This is a genomic window from Methylibium sp. T29, from assembly GCF_000576205.1.
GTDB classification, from domain to species: domain Bacteria; phylum Pseudomonadota; class Gammaproteobacteria; order Burkholderiales; family Burkholderiaceae_C; genus Methylibium; species Methylibium petroleiphilum.
Genome location: NZ_AZND01000026.1, coordinates 1 through 16,693, shown reverse-complemented (window position 1 = coordinate 16,693; position 16,693 = coordinate 1). Strand labels below are relative to the sequence as shown.

The 16,693-nt window shown below is 68.3% G+C and carries 16 protein-coding genes and 2 pseudogenes; 10 read left to right on the top strand and 8 right to left on the bottom strand.

Annotated features, from left to right (window positions below; all coding sequences use genetic code 11):
• The first annotated feature begins 63 nt into the window (after positions 1-63).
• Positions 64-1,599, top strand: coding sequence for a hypothetical protein (locus x551_RS05875; protein ID WP_011827695.1), 1,536 nt, complete (start codon positions 64-66; stop codon positions 1,597-1,599).
• The gene (locus tag x551_RS05870; protein WP_011827694.1) at positions 1,596-2,618 is read left to right on the top strand and encodes a M48 family metallopeptidase; all 1,023 of its coding nucleotides are present in this window, start codon (positions 1,596-1,598) and stop codon (positions 2,616-2,618) included. Before x551_RS05875 ends, x551_RS05870 begins: the two co-directional genes overlap by 4 nt.
• A gap of 24 nt (positions 2,619-2,642) precedes the next feature.
• On the opposite strand, the gene x551_RS05865 is transcribed toward x551_RS05870, so the two are convergent.
• Complete coding sequence (locus x551_RS05865) at positions 2,643-3,290, bottom strand: MBL fold metallo-hydrolase (protein WP_036231845.1); 648 nt, start codon at positions 3,288-3,290, stop codon at positions 2,643-2,645.
• Positions 3,291-4,060: 770 nt separating this feature from the next.
• Between x551_RS05865 and x551_RS05860 the strand changes: the two genes are divergently transcribed.
• Entirely contained in the window at positions 4,061-4,456 is a 396-nt protein-coding gene (locus tag x551_RS05860) for a hypothetical protein (RefSeq protein WP_036231843.1), read from the top strand.
• A 288-nt stretch (positions 4,457-4,744) separates the two neighbouring features.
• Here x551_RS05860 and x551_RS05855 read toward each other — a convergent pair whose 3' ends face one another.
• Genes x551_RS05855 through x551_RS05845 form a run of 4 tightly spaced genes read right to left on the bottom strand, consistent with a single transcriptional unit; the run spans position 4,745 to position 7,021 of the window.
• Positions 4,745-5,494, bottom strand: a complete 750-nt coding sequence (locus x551_RS05855; protein WP_036247819.1) for an acyltransferase — start codon at positions 5,492-5,494, stop codon at positions 4,745-4,747.
• Positions 5,413-5,949, bottom strand: a complete 537-nt coding sequence (locus x551_RS24115) for an acyltransferase family protein (RefSeq protein ID WP_081771231.1) — start codon at positions 5,947-5,949, stop codon at positions 5,413-5,415. The genes x551_RS05855 and x551_RS24115 overlap by 82 nt, the downstream gene beginning before the upstream one ends.
• Positions 5,950-5,979: 30 nt before the next feature.
• Positions 5,980-6,198, bottom strand: a complete 219-nt coding sequence (locus x551_RS05850) for a hypothetical protein (RefSeq protein ID WP_011827691.1) — start codon at positions 6,196-6,198, stop codon at positions 5,980-5,982.
• Between the two features lie 31 nt (positions 6,199-6,229).
• Complete coding sequence (locus x551_RS05845; RefSeq protein ID WP_036231836.1) at positions 6,230-7,021, bottom strand: exodeoxyribonuclease III; 792 nt, start codon at positions 7,019-7,021, stop codon at positions 6,230-6,232.
• Positions 7,022-7,049: 28 nt separating this feature from the next.
• Between x551_RS05845 and pyrE the strand changes: the two are divergent.
• The 3 genes and pseudogenes from pyrE to x551_RS26985 all read left to right on the top strand — a co-directional run bounded on the left by pyrE (position 7,050) and on the right by x551_RS26985 (position 8,493).
• Positions 7,050-7,753: pseudogene (pyrE, locus tag x551_RS05840) on the top strand (orotate phosphoribosyltransferase).
• 42 nt (positions 7,754-7,795) lie between these two features.
• Positions 7,796-8,311 carry a hypothetical protein gene (locus x551_RS05835; protein ID WP_253950308.1) on the top strand — a complete coding sequence of 172 codons (516 nt, stop codon included), beginning with the start codon at positions 7,796-7,798 and terminating at the stop codon, positions 8,309-8,311.
• Complete coding sequence (locus x551_RS26985; RefSeq protein WP_253950307.1) at positions 8,302-8,493, top strand: hypothetical protein; 192 nt, start codon at positions 8,302-8,304, stop codon at positions 8,491-8,493. Before x551_RS05835 ends, x551_RS26985 begins: the two co-directional genes overlap by 10 nt.
• Before the next feature lie 33 nt (positions 8,494-8,526).
• Here the strand turns inward: x551_RS26985 and gatB are convergent, their stop codons facing one another.
• The 3 genes from gatB to gatC are packed head-to-tail and all read right to left on the bottom strand — an operon-like array spanning position 8,527 to position 11,763.
• Positions 8,527-9,975 (bottom strand): Asp-tRNA(Asn)/Glu-tRNA(Gln) amidotransferase subunit GatB, encoded by a 1,449-nt coding sequence (gatB, locus tag x551_RS05830; protein WP_036231833.1) that lies wholly within the window; start codon positions 9,973-9,975, stop codon positions 8,527-8,529.
• Position 9,976: 1 nt separating this feature from the next.
• Positions 9,977-11,467: an Asp-tRNA(Asn)/Glu-tRNA(Gln) amidotransferase subunit GatA gene (gene gatA, locus x551_RS05825; RefSeq protein WP_011827686.1), complete on the bottom strand. Its 1,491-nt coding sequence runs from the start codon at positions 11,465-11,467 to the stop codon at positions 9,977-9,979.
• Positions 11,464-11,763 carry an Asp-tRNA(Asn)/Glu-tRNA(Gln) amidotransferase subunit GatC gene (gene gatC / locus x551_RS05820; protein ID WP_011827685.1) on the bottom strand — a complete coding sequence of 100 codons (300 nt, stop codon included), beginning with the start codon at positions 11,761-11,763 and terminating at the stop codon, positions 11,464-11,466. The genes gatA and gatC overlap by 4 nt, the downstream gene beginning before the upstream one ends.
• Before the next feature lie 287 nt (positions 11,764-12,050).
• On the opposite strand from gatC, the pseudogene x551_RS05815 reads away from it, so the two are divergent.
• The 4 genes and pseudogenes from x551_RS05815 to mrdA all read left to right on the top strand — a co-directional run.
• Positions 12,051-13,093: pseudogene (locus x551_RS05815) on the top strand (rod shape-determining protein).
• Between the two features lie 141 nt (positions 13,094-13,234).
• The gene (gene mreC / locus x551_RS05810) at positions 13,235-14,170 is read left to right on the top strand and encodes a rod shape-determining protein MreC (RefSeq protein WP_036231831.1); all 936 of its coding nucleotides are present in this window, start codon (positions 13,235-13,237) and stop codon (positions 14,168-14,170) included.
• Positions 14,167-14,688: a rod shape-determining protein MreD gene (gene mreD, locus x551_RS05805; RefSeq protein WP_011827682.1), complete on the top strand. Its 522-nt coding sequence runs from the start codon at positions 14,167-14,169 to the stop codon at positions 14,686-14,688. The genes mreC and mreD overlap by 4 nt, the downstream gene beginning before the upstream one ends.
• Before the next feature lie 28 nt (positions 14,689-14,716).
• Positions 14,717-16,693 (top strand): penicillin-binding protein 2 (gene mrdA, locus x551_RS05800; protein ID WP_036247817.1); only part of this gene is annotated, 1,977 nt, incomplete at its 3' end.

Here is a 16,693-nt window from a genome sequence, read left to right as displayed (position 1 = left end):
CGCTGGACTCCGTGCCGACGGCGGGGCGACAGCGCAGCGGGGGCCCTCCCTAGAATGCCCGCAATGACCGCCGTGCCTCCCGTTGCGCCCGCCCCCACGACGGCCCGCCCCGCCTACCGGCGCAAGCTGTTCTGGGTGGCCCTGCTGTATTTCAGCGAAGGCCTGCCGCTGGGGGTGTTCTTCGATCTGTTCCCGGTCTACTTCCGCCAGCAGGGCGTGAACCTCGCGGACATCGGTCTGCTGTCGCTGCTGGGCCTGGCCTGGACGGTGAAGTTCCTGTGGGCGCCGATGGTCGACTGGGCGCGCCGGCACCGCTGGTGGGTCGCTGCGGCCAACCTCGGCATGGCCGCCGTGATGATCGGCTTCGCCGTGTTCGGTCTCGCGCTCGGGCCCTGGGTGTGGGTGGCCATCGGCTGTTTCACCGTGCTGTCGGCCACCAACGACATCGCGACCGACGGCTACACGATCGAGCTGCTCGATCAGCGCGAGTACGGCCTGGCGAACGGCCTGCGCATCGGCTTCTACCGCGCCGGGATGCTGACCGCCGGGGTGTTGCTGATGGTGTCGGGCACGCTCGGCTGGAGCGCGGCCTATGCGCTCGGCGCGGTGGTGTTCGGTCTCAATGCCGGCATGGCGCTGCTGGCCCCGGCGGAGCGGCCGCGCGTCGGCGCACCGCCCAGCAGCGTGGGCAAGGAGCTCGGCCTGCTGCGCGCCCAGCCGGGCTTCCTGGTCGCGCTGGGGCTGGTACTGGTCGGCCTGCTGTGGCCGGTGCTGGGGCCGCTGGCCCGCGCACTGCAGTGGAGCGCGGTCGAGGCCGTGAGCACCACCTGGTGGTTCCGCGGCGCGCTGCCGGTCGGCCTGATGTTTGCCGGCGCGGCACTGCTGGTGCGTGCGGCGCGCGCACCGCAAGCGCTGGCGCTGCGCGACGGGCCGGTGTTCGGCGCCTGGGTCGAGCTGCTGCTGCGGCCCGGCATGGTGGCGGTGCTGGCCTTCATCCTGCTTTTCAAGCTCGGCGACGCGGCGATGGGTTTCATGGTCAAGCCGTTCTGGGTCGACGCCGGCTTCACGGCCGGGCAGATCGGCTTCGTCAGCGTGAACCTCGGGCTGGCGCTGTCGATCGCTGGCGGGCTGGTCGGCGGCTGGTACGTCGACAAGCGCGGCATCTTCCGCGGCCTGTGGGTGCTGGGTCTGTGGCAGGCGCTGTCCAACCTCGGTTACGCGGGAGCGGCCTGGTCCGTGCCGCTGCTGACGCCGGGTGCGGCCGCGACGATCGGCGTCGAGCCGCTGCACCAGGCCATCGTCTACTCGGCCAGTGCGCTCGAGAGCTTCACCGGCGGGCTGGGCACCGGCGCCTTCCTCGCCTTCCTGATGGGCATCACCAGCAAGGCGCGCGCGACCACCGAATACGCCATCCTGTCGAGCATCTTCGCCTTCAGCCGCGCGGTGGCCGGCTGGGCCGGCGGCATCGGCGCCCAGGAGCTGGGGTATGCCGTCTACTTCTTCCTGACGTTCTGGCTGTCGTTCCCGGCCTACCTGCTGTTGCCGTCGGTGCGCCGGATGCTGGAACGCGAAGCCGCGCCCGGAGTCTCATCGCCATGAGCCAGTTCATCTCGTCTCCCCGCTACCACTGCAGCCTGTGCGCCGCCTTCGCGCGACTGAACGCACCGGAGAACGCCGTGGACACCCCTACGCCCGCCCGCCCCGGGCGTCGCCGCTTCAATGCCGCGCTGGCTGGCGCGGGCGCCGCGCTGCTGCTGCCGGCTGCCGGCGCGCGCGAGGGCGTCGATGTCGGCAAGCAGTCGAGCTTCTCGAAGCTGGTGCCGGCCGAGCAGGTCGAGCAGGCCGCGACGCAGCAGTACGCGCAACTGCTGCAGGAGGCCCGCAACAAGAACGCGCTGGTGGGCGCCGACGACACGCAGACGGTGCGGCTGCGCGCCATCGCGCGGCGCATCATCCCGTTCACGCCTGAATGGAACGGGCGCGCGCCCGGCTGGAAGTGGGAGGTGAACCTGCTGGCCAGCAAGCAGATCAACGCCTTCTGCATGCCGGGCGGCAAGATCGCCTTCTACACGGGCCTGATCGAACAACTCAAGCTGACCGACGACGAGGTCTCGATGGTGATGGGCCACGAGGTCGCGCACGCGCTGCGTGAGCACGCCCGAGAGCGCATGGGCAAGTCGACCGCCACCAACATCGGCCTGGAGATCGGCGCGGCCCTGCTCGGGCTGGGCAATGCCAGCCGCACCCTCGCCGGCATGGGCGCGCAGCTGCTGCAGCTCAAGTTCAGCCGCGACGACGAGTCCGAGGCCGACCTGGTGGGCATGGAGCTGGCCGCGCGCGCCGGCTACGACCCGCGCTCCGGCGTGAGCCTGTGGACCAAGATGGGCCAGGCCACCGGCGGTGGGGGCGGGGGCAGCGGCAACAAGCTGGCCGAGTACGGCTCCACCCACCCGCAGGGGCCGACCCGCATCCGCGACATCGAGGCCAACCTGCCGAAGGTGCTGCCGCTGTACGAACGCGCGCCCAAGCCACCGCAACGCTGGGACGCCGGTTTGACCGACAGCGGTGACCGCAAGGCCACCAAGCCCGCCACGCCGACGCGCGAGCAGTCGCGCTGAGCGCAGGGGCGCGAGCGCGGGCGCTCAGACGTCGCGCACGTAGGGGTTGTGGCGCCGCTCGCGGCCGAAGCTGCTCTCCGGCCCGTGGCCGGGGATGAACACGATGTCATCACCGAGCGGCCAGAGCTGGGTGCGGATCGCCGCCACCAGCGTGTCGTGATCGCCCTGCGGGAAATCGGTGCGGCCGATGCCGCCAGCGAACAGCACGTCGCCGACGAAGGCCCTTTGGGCTTCTCGCGAGACGAACACCACGTGCCCCGGCGTGTGCCCGGGACAGTGCCGCACCTCGAGCTCGCAGTCGCCCAGGGTCACGCGGTCGTCCACGCCGCCGGGGCAGAGCCAGCGCGTCGGTGTGAACGGCTCGCTGGGGGGAAAGCCGAACATCCGGCTCTGCTGCGCCAGCCCGTCGATCCAGAACTGGTCGGCCGCGTGCGGCCCGATGATCGGCAGCGCGTCCTCGCGGGCGAGTTGCGCGGTGCCGCCCGCATGGTCGATGTGCGCGTGGGTCAGCCAGATCGCCTCGAGCGTGAGCCCCAGCCGCCGCACCTCGGCCCGCAGCCGCGGCAGCTCACCGCCGGGATCGATGACGGCGGCGCGGCGCGTGGCGTCGCACCACACGATGGAGCAGTTCTGCTGGAAGGCGGTGACGGGGACAGTGAGGTACTGGAGCATCGTATGACCTGTCCTTTGGCAACTCAGTGTCGAATTTCGCCGCTCTGTGTCGACCGTCCATCGCCCGTTCCGAGGTCGCCGTCGCAACTAAGTGTCGACTCGACCCGAAACGGTGCACGCTGCGGTATCCGGCTTCGATTTCATCCTCGAAGGATAGCGATCTACACAAACAGGATGAGTTGAAAACACCGTAAACGGCGTTAAAGCATCGTATACGAGTTGCCGATACAGCAGACGCGCGCCATTTGGCGTCGCGCCAGAACCGAACTTCAGGAACGTCGATGAACACCAGCCCGAACCCGCACCTGCCTCTCTCGTACGCGTCGTGAAAGGGTGGCAGCCTGCGCGTTTGTCGGCGAAGACGGCAAGGCCGCCCATCTGTCCCTACTGCCCATGATCGTTGTGGCCGATCTTGTGGACGCGGTCCGCCGCGATCTTTACCTTCCATGCCCGGCTATGGCATAGTGCCGGTGGGCTTACGAGAAAGCCTGGCCGGCCCGCTCTGGCGAAGCTTGATGCATCTCGGTTTTCCCCTTCGCGTGCCCTCCATGAGCGCGTGAGTACTGCGGGCCGTGCTCGTCAAATGCGCTCCAACTGGAGTTCACGATGGCATCCGTTACCTTCTCCACACTCGACTATCTGTCGGGCCAGGACTTGCTCGACCTGATGCGACGCTACGCCAAGATGGTCAAAAAGGCTGACCAGGCAGGCAAACCCTTGGCTGGCACCAAAACGAGATCGCGATCAGTCTTGCGTTCAAGAACTGGTCGATGCTTCACAAGCACCTCGCGCCGATAAAGTGGACCTACATCGACCATGTTCTAGACCTTGTCCTGAAGAAGCCAAACCTCGGGCAATTTGTCGAAGAACACGCGGTCAAGACGATCGACGAGGATGAAGGCGCCGACACCATGAAGGCCTGGGCGCGTAGCAAGTACACGCCATTGATCGACTTCGCGTTCTATGACAACGAGTCGTCCAACGGGTTTAGTTGGCCCGACGTGGATATGGCCGAGGAGCTACGCGAGGAGTTCAACGGCCAGTACCCGGACGAGCTGATAGAGAGCGTTGCCCATGCCCTTGAAATCAATGGCGGGCCGTGGGGCCTGGACAACCGCTACGATGGCGACGACGAATCGGAAGATGTACCCGTTGTCATGGGCTGACGCTTAAATTCTCCGGACCGGCCGGGGCAGATGTATTGCACCGGACCGTCCGAGGGTTCTAGACCGCGCTTTGTTGACCGTAGTTGCGCAGCGCCAGCGTCGCGGGTCGACACAGAATTGCGACGCAACCGTATCGTCGACGAACCACTCCCTAGTCAGGCGACACAGCGCACGGGCGGGTCCCCGCCACGCTCCCGCGCCAAGCCGTTGATTCATTGGGAATCAAGGGTCGACTCAGAGTTGCCAAGGGTCAGACCGGGTTGCCGTGCGGCGTGCGCAAGCGCCCTCTCAAAAGACGGAAGGTCCGCGCAGTTTCGCTCGCCAGGGCGCCTCGATCCATCGATGGCAGAGCACCGATGCACCAACCGTGCCGAACAGGAACACGGCAACCACCGCCCACGAGGGCTTCCCGCCGAAGTAGCCCATCTTCAGGATCGTCACCCCTGACCAGTGGATGATGTAAAGCGCATAGCTGGCCTCACCGAGCGCGACCATCCAAGGCCTGAGGAGCAAGCCGCTCAGAACTGTATGTCCCGAGGCGACCGCGAGGATCAGAGCCGTGAACGGCAGTACGAAGCTACCGTACTTGACCGACACGTCGAGCAACCAGACCCAGCGATCGGGACCGGTGTAGTCCGGCATCCAGACACGCGCCGCGATGGCGGCGAGGGCCACCATGACGACCACATTGCGCGCCGATCCTAGCGAAGCGCCCCGGTGCCGGAGGCCGTCCGGCTGGTGTTGCATCCGTACGAAATACCACCCCGCCAAACTGCCGGCGACGAACTCACTGAAACGCAGCACCGGGTTGTAGACCAGCACGATGTATTGCGCCTCCGCACCGACCGCAACGACATAGTTCATCGTGTAGATCACCGCACCGTACAGCGCAATGCCGCCACACACGGCCAGAACGAAGGCGAAAGCGAGGCATGCCGTCGACCGCAATCGCCGACTCAGCCAATGCACCAGGAACGGAAAGCTCGCATAGAAGAAGAATTCTGCCGACACGCTCCAGGCCGGCGTGTTCCAGAACATCGCAAAAGGCACCGCAGGCACCCAGCCTGCAGGCCGACCGCATTGAGCAGCCAAGAAGCCCAGTAGGTGGTCCCAACGGCGGCCAGTTGGCTGACCTGTGCGCGTTCGATGAGATGCCACGGTGTGTCGAGCAGCAGCCCGAACAGGTAGACCGGATAGAGACGCGCCACGCGCAGGCGCTGGAATCGCCAGAACGCGACGTCGCCGACCCCTGTGGCGAACCAACCGTGATAACGGTAGGTGAGGATGAAACCACTGAGGATGAAGAAAAAGGTGACGCCGTACTGCCCTCCCACGATGCCGCGCAGGACCCAGCCGGGCAGCGGACCCAGAAAGTCTCGGTAGTGCAGTACCAACACTGCGAGCGCTGCGATGAAACGCAGGCTCGTCAGCTCCGTCAGATCGGGAGGGGCGTTGGTCGCCCGCGTCGGCTCAGCGGCCTCGAGCCGCGTCATTGGAGCGCCCAGACCACGATCGACACCCGTTCACTTCCTGCCGACCAACCCGGCCACGAGCACCAGCGCGCCCACGCCGAGCAGCAGGTAGCCCACCACCGGAGCGGGCTTCTTGTGGTCGGTGGTGGTGATCTCCAGCGGGCCGAGCTTCGCCACGGTTTCTTCCTTGTCGAAGCTCAGGACGCCGGCCGAGATCAGCCCGCCCGCCACAAGCAACAAGACGCCGACGATCAGGGCCGTGGTGCGCATGAGAAATCTCCTGGGAAAACGCCGTGCAGGTTCACAGCGAAAGTTCGTAATCGACCGTCAACGGGGCGTGGTCGGAAAAGCGCTGCGCCTTGTAGACCGACGCCGAACGCGCCAGCGCGGCGAGCGCCGGCGTCGCCAGGTGGTAGTCGATGCGCCAACCGACGTTGTTGGCCCAGGCCTGGCCGCGATTGCTCCACCATGTGTAGGCCTCGCCCGTGTCGTCGGGTCGCAGCGTGCGGTGCACGTCGACCAGGCCCAGTTCGTCGAGCGCGCGGCTCATCCACGCACGCTCCTCGGGCAGGAAGCCGCTGTTCTTCTGGTTGCTCTTCCAGTTCTTCAGGTCGATTTCGCGGTGCGCGATGTTCACGTCGCCCACCAGGATGAACTCGCGGGTCGCCTTCAGCAGCTCGAGGTAAGGGTAGAACAGGGCCAGGAAACGGAACTTGGCCTGCTGCCGCTCGTCGGAGCTGGAGCCGCTGGGAAAGTAGCAACTGATGATCGACAGCTTGCGCTGGGGCGTGTCGAAGCGGGCCTCGACGTAGCGCCCCTCGGCATCGAACTCGGGCTCGCCGATGCCGGTGACCACGTCGCTCGGCGTGCCGCGCGTGTACAGGCCGACGCCGGAGTAGCCCTTCTTGTCGGCATAGTGGAAGTGGCCTTTCAGGCCGGCCACCTGGTCGAAACGCCCGCCCAGGTCGGCCGCCTGGGCCTTGAGCTCCTGCACGCCCATACAATCGATCGCGCTTTTCTCGGCCCATTCGACCCAGCCCTTGTTGGCCGCGGAACGGATGCCGTTGAGATTGAGCGAGACCAGACGCAACACAACGCACCTACCTATTTCAGATGTCCAGATGAGCACATTCGGCGGCCCGGGCACTGCGGCGCGAGACGACCTCGCACAGGACTTCGTGGCCTTCGCGGTCGAGGCCGGCGTGCTGCGCTTCGGCGAATTCAAGACCAAGGCCGGGCGCCTGTCTCCGTATTTCTTCAACGCCGGGCTGTTCGACGACGGCGCCAAGCTGGGCCGCCTCGCCGAATTCTATGCACGCCGGATGCAGGCTTCCGGCCTGGCCTTCGACATGATCTTTGGCCCGGCCTACAAGGGCATCACGCTGGCCGCCGCGGTGGCGATCGAGCTCGCCCGCCTCGGCCGCAACCTACCGTATGCATACAACCGCAAGGAGGCCAAGGACCACGGCGAGGGTGGCAGCCTTGTCGGCGCCAAGCTGCACGGCCGCGTTGTGATCATCGACGACGTGATTTCAGCCGGCACCTCGGTGCGCGAGTCGGTCGCGATGATCCGGGCCGCCGGGGCCGAACCCTGCGGCGTGGCCATCGCGCTCGACCGCCAGGAGCGGGCCACCGAAACCACTCAAGACGGCGTGCGCGATGCCGATCACTCCGCGGTGCAGTTCGTGCAGCGCGAACTCGGCCTGGCGGTCTGTGCGATTGCGACGCTGTCGGACTTGCTGCAGTATCTGGCGCGCCAGGCTGACCCGGCGCTGGCACAACACCTGCCACGGGTGCAGCCTACCGGGATCGCTACGGCGTCTGAGACATGAAGGAACGGGGAGCGGGCGGGATGAGGATCTGTCGTGTGCGCGGACTGAACGCCGCCCTGATGCTCGGCGTGCTGGGGTCGCTGGCGGTGGACGCCTCGTCGCAGGAGGTCAAGCACGGCAGCGCCATCTACACCTGCACCAATGCCGCCGGCCGCACCCTCACGCGCGACCGCCCGATCGCCGAATGCATGGACCGCGAGCAGCGCGTGCTCAACAGCGATGGTTCGCTGCGCACCGTGCTGCAACCCAGTCTCACGTCCGACGAGCGCGCGGTGCATGAGGAGGCCGAGCGCCGCAAGGCGCAGGAGCGCGCGAACAAGCAGGAGGCGATCCGCCGCGATCGCAACCTGCTGGCGCGCTTTCCGAACGAGGCCGCGCACAACAAGGCCCGAGACGCCGCGCTGAACGCCACGCGCAGCGGCATCCAGCCTCGGAGCAGCGCCTGGCCGACCTGCAGAAGGAGCGCAAGCCGCTGCTCGACGAGGCCGAGTTCTACAAGGGCAAGAACCTGCCGGGCAAGCTCAAGGGGCAGATCGAGTCGGTGGACGTGAGCATCGAGGCGCAGCGCGCGCTGATCGTCAACCAGCAGGCCGAGGTCGGTCGCATCACGGCGCTGTTCGACGCCGAACTGGACCGGCTCAAGCGGCTGTGGGGTGGCGCCGATCCGGGATCGCTCGGCCCGCTGCCGCAGTCGGCGCTGGCCGGTCAGGCCGCACCGCAGCCCAAGCCCTGAGCCACGGCGGCCGGAGACCGCCGTTCTCCGCCGTCAACCGAGCTTCTTCTTCAGCAGCTCGCTGAGCTGCGTGGGGTTGGCCTTGCCCTTGCTCGCCTTCATCGCCTGGCCGACCAGCGCGTTGAAGGCCTTGTCCTTGCCGGCGCGGTATTCGTCCACCGACTTCGGATTCGCGGCGAGCACGGCGTCGACGATGGCGGAGAGTTCGCCGCTGTCGGACATCTGCTTCAGGCCCTTGGCGGAGATGACCGCGTCGACCTCCGTCTCGCCGTTCCACAGCGCATCGAACACCTGCTTCGCGCCGTTGTTCGAGATCGTGCCGTCGGCGATGCGGGCGATCAACGCCGCGAGCGTCGCCGGGCTCACCGGGCTCGCATCGATGCCGAGTTCCTCGGCATTGAGCCGCCGCGACAGCTCGCCCATCAGCCAGTTCGCCGCCAGCTTGGCCGGCGCACCCGCCGCCTTCGTGGCCTCGTAATAGCGCGCCACCGCGAGGCTCTGCGTCATCATCGAGGCGTCGTAGGCGGCCAGGCCGTCCTGGCGCTCGAAGCGCGCCGCCATCACGCGCGGCAGCTCCGGCATTTCGCCGGTCACGCGCGCGATCCATTCCGGCGCGATCACCAGCGGCGGCAGGTCGGGGTCGGGGAAGTAGCGGTAGTCGTGCGCGTCTTCCTTGGTGCGCATCGCTCGCGTCTCGCCGCTGTCGGGGTTGAACAGCACGGTGGCCTGCCGGATCGCGAGACCGTCCTCGATCTGGTCGATCTGCCACTGGATCTCGAAGTCGATCGCCTGCTGCAGGAAGCGGAAGCTGTTGAGGTTCTTGATCTCGCGCCGCGTGCCGAACGGCGCGCCGGGCCGGCGCACCGAGACGTTGGCGTCGCAGCGGAAGCTGCCTTCCTGCATGTTGCCGTCGCAGATGCCCAGCCACACCACCAGCGCGTGCAGCGCCTTGGCGTACTCGACCGCCTCCTTGGACGAGCGCATGTCGGGCTCGGAGACGATCTCCAGCAGCGGCGTGCCGGCGCGGTTGAGGTCGATGCCGCTCAGGCCGTCGAAGGCGTCGTGCACCGACTTGCCGGCGTCTTCCTCGAGATGGGCCCGCGTCAGCCGCACCTGGTGCGGCACGTCGGCCAGGTAGAACTCCACTGTGCCGCCCTGCACCACCGGCAGCTCGTACTGGCTGATCTGGTAGCCCTTGGGCAGGTCGGGATAGAAGTAGTTCTTGCGCGCGAAGATCGACAGCGGCGCGATCTGGCCGCCCACGGCCAGGCCGAAGCGGATCGCGCGCTCGACCGCACCGCGGTTCATCACCGGCAGGCTGCCGGGCAGAGCCAGGTCGACCGCGCAGGCCTGGGTGTTCGGCGCCGCGCCGAAGGCGGTGGGGGCACCGGAGAAGATCTTCGACGCGGTGGACAGCTGGGTGTGGGTCTCGAGGCCGATGACGACTTCGTAACCACGGATCAGCGCGGGGGCGACGTTCATGTCAGTAGCCCTCCGGCGTCCGGAGGTGGAAATCGGTGGCTTGCTGGAAGCTGTGGGCGGCGTGCAGCAGCTGCGCCTCCTGCCAGTAGTTGCCGATCAGCTGCAGGCCGACCGGCAGCCCCCCCTCGCCGAATCCCGCCGGCGCGCTCATGCCCGGCAGTCCGGCCAGGCTGGCCGGCAGCGTGAAGATGTCGGCCAGGTACTCGGCCACCGGGTCGGTCTGCGAACCCAGCCGGCGCGCGACGGTCGGCGCCACCGGACCGGCGATCAGGTCGCAGTGGGCGAAGGCCGCCTGGAAGTCGTCGGCGATCATGCGGCGCAGCTTCTGCGCCTGCAGGTAGTAGGCGTCGTAGTAGCCGTGGCTCAGCACGTAGGTGCCGATCATGATGCGGCGCTTGACCTCGGCCCCGAAGCCTTCGCTGCGGCTCTTGCGGTACATGTCGAGCAGGTCACCGTACTGCGCGGCGCGGTGCCCGTAGCGCACGCCGTCGAAGCGGCCCAGGTTGGAGCTCGCCTCGGCGGGGGCGATGATGTAGTAGACCGGGATCGACAGCTCGGTGCGCGGCAGGCTCACGTCGACCAACGTGGCGCCGAGCTTCTCGACCTCGGCCAGTGCAGCACGTACCGCCTGCGTCACGTCGCCGGCCACGCCGGCACCGAAGAACTCCCGCGGCAGACCGATGCGCAGGCCGTGCAACGGCCGGCCGGCGCTTGCACCGTCGCGCGGGGCACGCAGCAGCGCGGCGAAGTCGGGCACCGGCTGCTGCGCCGAGGTGGCGTCGCGCTCGTCGAAGCCGCTCATCGCGCCCAGCAGCAGCGCGCAGTCCTCGGCGCTCTTGGCGATCGGGCCTGCCTGGTCGAGGCTGGAGGCGAAGGCGATCATCCCGTAGCGCGAGCAGCGCCCGTAGGTCGGCTTGATGCCGGTCACGCCGGACAGCGAGGCCGGCTGGCGCACCGAGCCGCCGGTGTCGGTGCCGGTGGTGGCCGGCACCAGCCGCGCCGCCACCGCCACCGCCGAGCCACCCGACGACCCGCCCGGGATGCGCTCCGCGTCCCAGGGGTTGCGGACCGGCCGGATGGCCGAGTTCTCGTTGCTGCCGCCCATCGCGAACTCGTCGCAGTTGAGCTTGCCCAAGGTCACGGTGCCGGCCGCCTTGAGCTTCGCGACGACCGTTGCATCGAAGGGCGAGCGGTAACCGGCCAGCATCTTCGAGGCCGCGGTGCTGGGAAAGTCGGTCGTGACGAAGATGTCCTTGTGGGCCAGCGGCACGCCGTCGAGCGCGCCGAGGGTCTCGCCACGGGCGCGCCGCTCGTCGGCCGCGCGGGCCTGCTGCAGCGCCAGTTCGACATCGGTGCACAGGAAGGCCCCCAGGTGTTCATGGGCAGCAACGCGCGCAAGCAGGTGTGACGTGACTTCGGCAGTCGATACCGTCTTGGCGGCCAGACGGGCCGACAGGTCGGCCACGCCGAGCTGGTGCAGCTCGGTGCTCATTCGATCACCTTGGGCACGAGGTACAGCCCCGCCTCGACGGCCGGTGCGCTGAGTTGGTTGGCCTGGCGCTGGTCGACCTCGGTGACCGCGTCTTCGCGCAGCCGCAGCGCGACTTCCTGCACCGCCGACAGCGGCGTGTACAGCGGCGCGACACCGGTGGTGTCGACGGCGCGCATGCGCTCGACGATGTCGAAGAAGCCGTTCAGCTGGCTGAGCATCGCGGACTGCTCCGCCTCGCTGAGTTCGAGCCGGGCCAGCAGGGCGATGCGGCTCACGTCGGTGGGGGTCAGGGCCATGGGAGGGTCGAAATGGAGGGATGCAACGGCCCTGCGCCAGAGAACTGCCGCGATTCAACGCCGCTTTTCGCGGGCGTCGCGCTGGGACCGTGCGGTATTATCTTCGGAGTTCCTCACCCGGCCGGGATGGAGGCGTTCACTACGCGACGAGCGCAGTGGGGGCGCAGACATCGCGACCGGCCTGCTGGCCCAGATCGCTTCGAACACCGCCCCTCCCCATACCCAGGCGGCGCAGCCCTCGTAGCCCCCGGCTTCCTCGCTGCGGCGCCCTGCAGAAACGCCAAGACATGTTCGCCTCCCTGCGACGCTATTTCTCCACCGACCTCGCGATCGACCTCGGCACCGCCAACACGCTGATCTACGTGCGTGGCAAGGGCATCGTGCTCGACGAGCCTTCGGTCGTCGCGATCCGTCACGAAGGCGGCCCCAACGGCAAGAAGACCATCCAGCCGTCGGCGCCGAGGCCAAGGCCATGCTCGGCAAGGTGCCGGGCAACATCGAGGCCATCCGGCCGATGAAGGACGGCGTGATCGCCGACTTCACCGTCACCGAGCAGATGCTCAAGCAGTTCATCAAGATGGTGCATCCGCGCTCGGTGCTCAAGCCCAGCCCGCGCATCATCATCTGCGTGCCCTGCGGCTCGACGCAGGTGGAACGGCGTGCGATCCGCGAGTCGGCGCTCGGCGCCGGTGCCTCCGAGGTCTACCTGATCGAGGAACCGATGGCCGCGGCCATCGGCGCCGGGCTGCCCGTCAGCGAGGCCACCGGCTCGATGGTGGTCGACATCGGCGGCGGCACCACCGAGGTTGGCGTCATCTCGCTCGGCGGCATGGTCTACAAGGGCAGCATCCGGGTCGGCGGCGACAAGTTCGACGAATCCATCATCAACTACATCCGCCGCAACTACGGCATGCTGATCGGCGACCCGACCGCCGAGGCCATCAAGAAGCAGATCGGCTCGGCCTTCCCGGGCTCCGAGGTGCGCGAGATGGAGGTCAAGGGCCGCAATCTCAGCGAAGGCGTGCCGCGCAGCTTCACGATCAGCAGCAACGAGATCCTCGAGGCGCTGACCGACCCGCTGAACAACATCGTCTCCAGCGTCAAGAACGCACTGGAACAGACACCGCCGGAACTCGGCGCCGACATCTCCGAGCGCGGCATGATGCTGACCGGCGGCGGCGCGCTGCTGCGCGACCTGGACCGCCTGCTGGCCGAGGAAACCGGCCTGCCGGTGCTGGTGGCCGAGGACCCGCTGACCTGCGTGGTGCGCGGGTGCGGCATGGCACTGGAGCGCATGGAGCGTCTGGGCAGCATCTTCACCTCCGAGTAAGTCGATGGCGCCGGCGCGAGCGCCCGAGCGCCGGGCCGCCCCAAGCCGGGCGCCATCCCCTTGGGGGATCGGCTGCGGCAAGCCGCGGCCCAGGGGCCCGATGCCCCACGTGGCCGGCTTCTTCGTTCACCGCCGAGCGCCATGCCTCTAGGCACCCTCGATCGCACCCCGCCGCCGTTCTTCAAGCAGGGCATGTCGGCCCTGACGAAGCTGGTGTTCTTCTCCGCGTTCGCCCTGTTCCTGATGGTGGCCGACACGCGCTTCAAGCTCACGCTGCCGCTGCGGGCGGCACTGGCCACCGCGCTGCACCCGGTCGAGCGCGTGCTGCTGGTGCCGGTCCGTGCCTGGGACACGGTGCACGACTACTTCACCGGCATCGCCGACGCGCGCGAGCGCGAGACGGCAGCGCTGGTGCGGCTGGCCGCCCAGGCCGAAGTGGCGGCGCGCGTCGGCCCGCTGACCGAGGAAAACCAGCGACTGCGCGAACTGCTGGCGCTGCGCCCGCAGTTCACGGTGAACACCGAGGCGGCCGAGGTGCTGTACGAGGCCGCCGACCCTTACACGCGCAAGATCGTCATCGACCGCGGCGCAACACACGGTGTGGCACCCGCCTCGCCGGTGATCGATGCCGCGGGCGTGCTGGGCCAGGTCACGCGCGTCTACCCGCTCGCGTCCGAGGTGACGCTGCTGACCGACAAGGACGCCGCGATCCCGGTGCTGAACGTCCGCACGCAGGCCCGCGCGGCCGCCTACGGCGACCCGACCACCGTCGCCGCGGGCGCCGGCATGGAACTGCGCTTCCTCGCCAGCAATGCCGACATCGAACCGGGCGACGTGCTGAACACGTCGGGCGTCGATGGTGTCTACCCGCCCGGGTTGTCGGTGGCCAAGGTCGTCTCGGTCGACCGGCGCGCCGGCACCACCTTCGCGAAGGTCACGCTGGCGCCGGCGGCGCGGCCCGACAGCGTGCGTCACGTGCTGGTGCTGCAGCCGCTCGGCCTGCAACTGCCGCCCCGTCCCACCGAGCCGGCGGCCAGCGAAGCCGCGCCGCGTCGCCGACCGGGAGCGCGCCGATGATCATGCCGCGCAGTTCCGACCAGTTGCTGCTGCCGGTCAACCCGGTGTTCATGTGGGGCTCGCTGTTGCTGGCCCTCACCTTCAACCTCATCCCCTTCGGCCGCGTCAACGCGATGCCCGACGTGCTGGCGCTGGCACTGGTGTTCTGGAACGTGCACCAGCCGCGCCGCGTGGGCATCGGCGCGGCCTTCGTGTTCGGCCTGCTGATGGACGTGCACCAGGGCGCGCTGCTGGGCCAGCACGCGCTGGCCTACACGCTGCTGAGCTTCTTCGCCACCACCATCCACCGCCGCCTGCTGTGGTTTTCCGTGCTCGGCCAGGCGCTGCAGGTGTTGCCGCTGTTCGTCGCGGCGCACGCGGTCTCGGTGCTGGTCCGGCTGGCGGCCGGCGGCGTGTTCCCGGGGTGGAACCTGGTGTTCGCGCCGGTCATCGAAGCGTTGCTGTGGCCGGTGGCCGCCGTGCTGCTGCTGGCGCCGCAGCGCCGTGCGCCGGACCGGGACGAGAATCGACCGCTGTGACCGCAGCGCGGCAACGCCGGACAGGACCGTGACCGAACTCAAGAACGTCGACCAGGAGCTGGGCCGCTTCCGGCTGCGCCTGATCGCCGCCGGCGCGCTGGTGCTGTTCGGCTTCGGGCTGGTGACGGCGCGCCTGGTCACGCTGCAGGTGCTGCGGCACGACGAGCTGTCCACGCGCGCCGAGAGCAACCGCATCACGGTACTGCCGATCACGCCGAACCGCGGCCTGATCCTCGACCGCAACGGCGTCGTGCTGGCGAACAACTACTCGGCCTACACGCTGGAGCTCACGCCGTCGAAGATCGACGACCTGGAGGGCACCATCGATGCGCTGCAGGAAGTGATCGACATCACGACGCGCGACCGTCGCCGCTTCAAGCGCATGATGGACGACGCCAAGAGCTTCGAGTCCCTGCCGATCCGCACCAAGCTCAGCGACGAGGAGGTGGCGCGTTTCACCGCGCAGCGTTTCCGCTTCCCCGGGGTCGACATCAAGGCGCGGCTGTTCCGCAACTACCCCTATGGCGAGCTCGGCAGCCATGTGCTGGGCTACATCGGCCGCATCAACCAGGCCGAGAAGGACGCGATCGACGAGACCGACGATGCGGCCAACTACAAGGGCACCGACTACATCGGCAAGCTCGGCATCGAGCAGAAGTACGAGGCCGAGCTGCACGGCATCACCGGCTTCGAGGAGGTCGAGACCAGCGCCTCGGGCCGCGCGGTGCGGCGCCTGCGGGCCAGCCCGCCGACGCCGGGCAACACGGTGCGGCTGTCGATCGACATCAAGCTGCAGGCGATGGTCGAGCAGCTGTTCGGCGACCGGCGCGGCGCGCTGGTCGCGATCGACCCGCGCTCCGGCGAGGTGCTGGCCTTCGTCAGCAAGCCGACCTTCGACCCCAACCTGTTCGTCGACGGCATCGATTCGGAGAGCTGGAAGGAGCTCAACGAGTCGATCGACAAGCCCCTGCTGAACCGCGCCCTGCGCGGCACCTACCCGCCCGGCTCGACCTTCAAGCCCTTCATGGCGATCGCCGCGCTGGAATCCGGCAAGCGCACGCCGCAGCAGACCACCTACGACAACGGCGTCTTCATGTTCGGCAACCACCGCTTCCGCAGCCACGGTGACGGCGGGCTGGGCGTGGTGGACATGAACCGCTCGATCGTCAAGTCGAGCAACGTCTACTACTACCAGCTGGCCGCCGACATGGGCGTGGACCTGATCCACGAGCAGCTCGAGCCCTTCGGCTTCGGCCGCCGCACCGGCATCGACATCAACGGCGAGGTCACCGGCGTGCTGCCCTCGACCGAGTGGAAGCGCAAGTACTACAAGAAGCCGGAGCTGCAGAAGTGGTACGCCGGCGAGACCATCTCGCTCGGCATCGGCCAGGGCTACAACAACTTCACGATGCTGCAGCTCGCCACCGCCACCGCCACGCTGGTATCGGGCGGGCAGCGCTATGTGCCGCGGCTGGTGCGCGAGATCGAGGATGTGGCAACCCGGGAGACCCGACTGATGTCGGCCGAGGCGCTGAGTCCGCTGCCGTTGCAGCCCGATCACGTGGAGGTGGTCCGCAAGGCGCTGCACGGCGTGACGCAGGAAGGCACCTCGACGCGCGTCTTCATGGGGGCGAGCTACCCGAGTGGTGGGAAGACCGGGACGGCGCAGGCGGTCGGCATTCGCCAGGACCAGAAGTACGACAAGAGCAAGATGGCCGACTACCTGCGCGACCATTCGCTCTACACCGCCTTCGCGCCGGTCGACAACCCGCAGGTCGCACTGGCCGTCATCGTGGAGAACTCCGGTTTCGGCGCCGAGGCGGCCGCGCCGATCGCGCGGCGCGTGCTCGATTTCGTGCTGACGGGGCGCTACCCGAACGCCGAGGACATCGCGCTGGTCCAGAAGGGCCAAGCCGGTCCGCCGGTCGGCACGCCGCGACTCGCCGCCGAGGTGCCGCTGATGCCGTTCACGCCCGGCGCCGTCACGACCGCCGGCGGTGAGGCC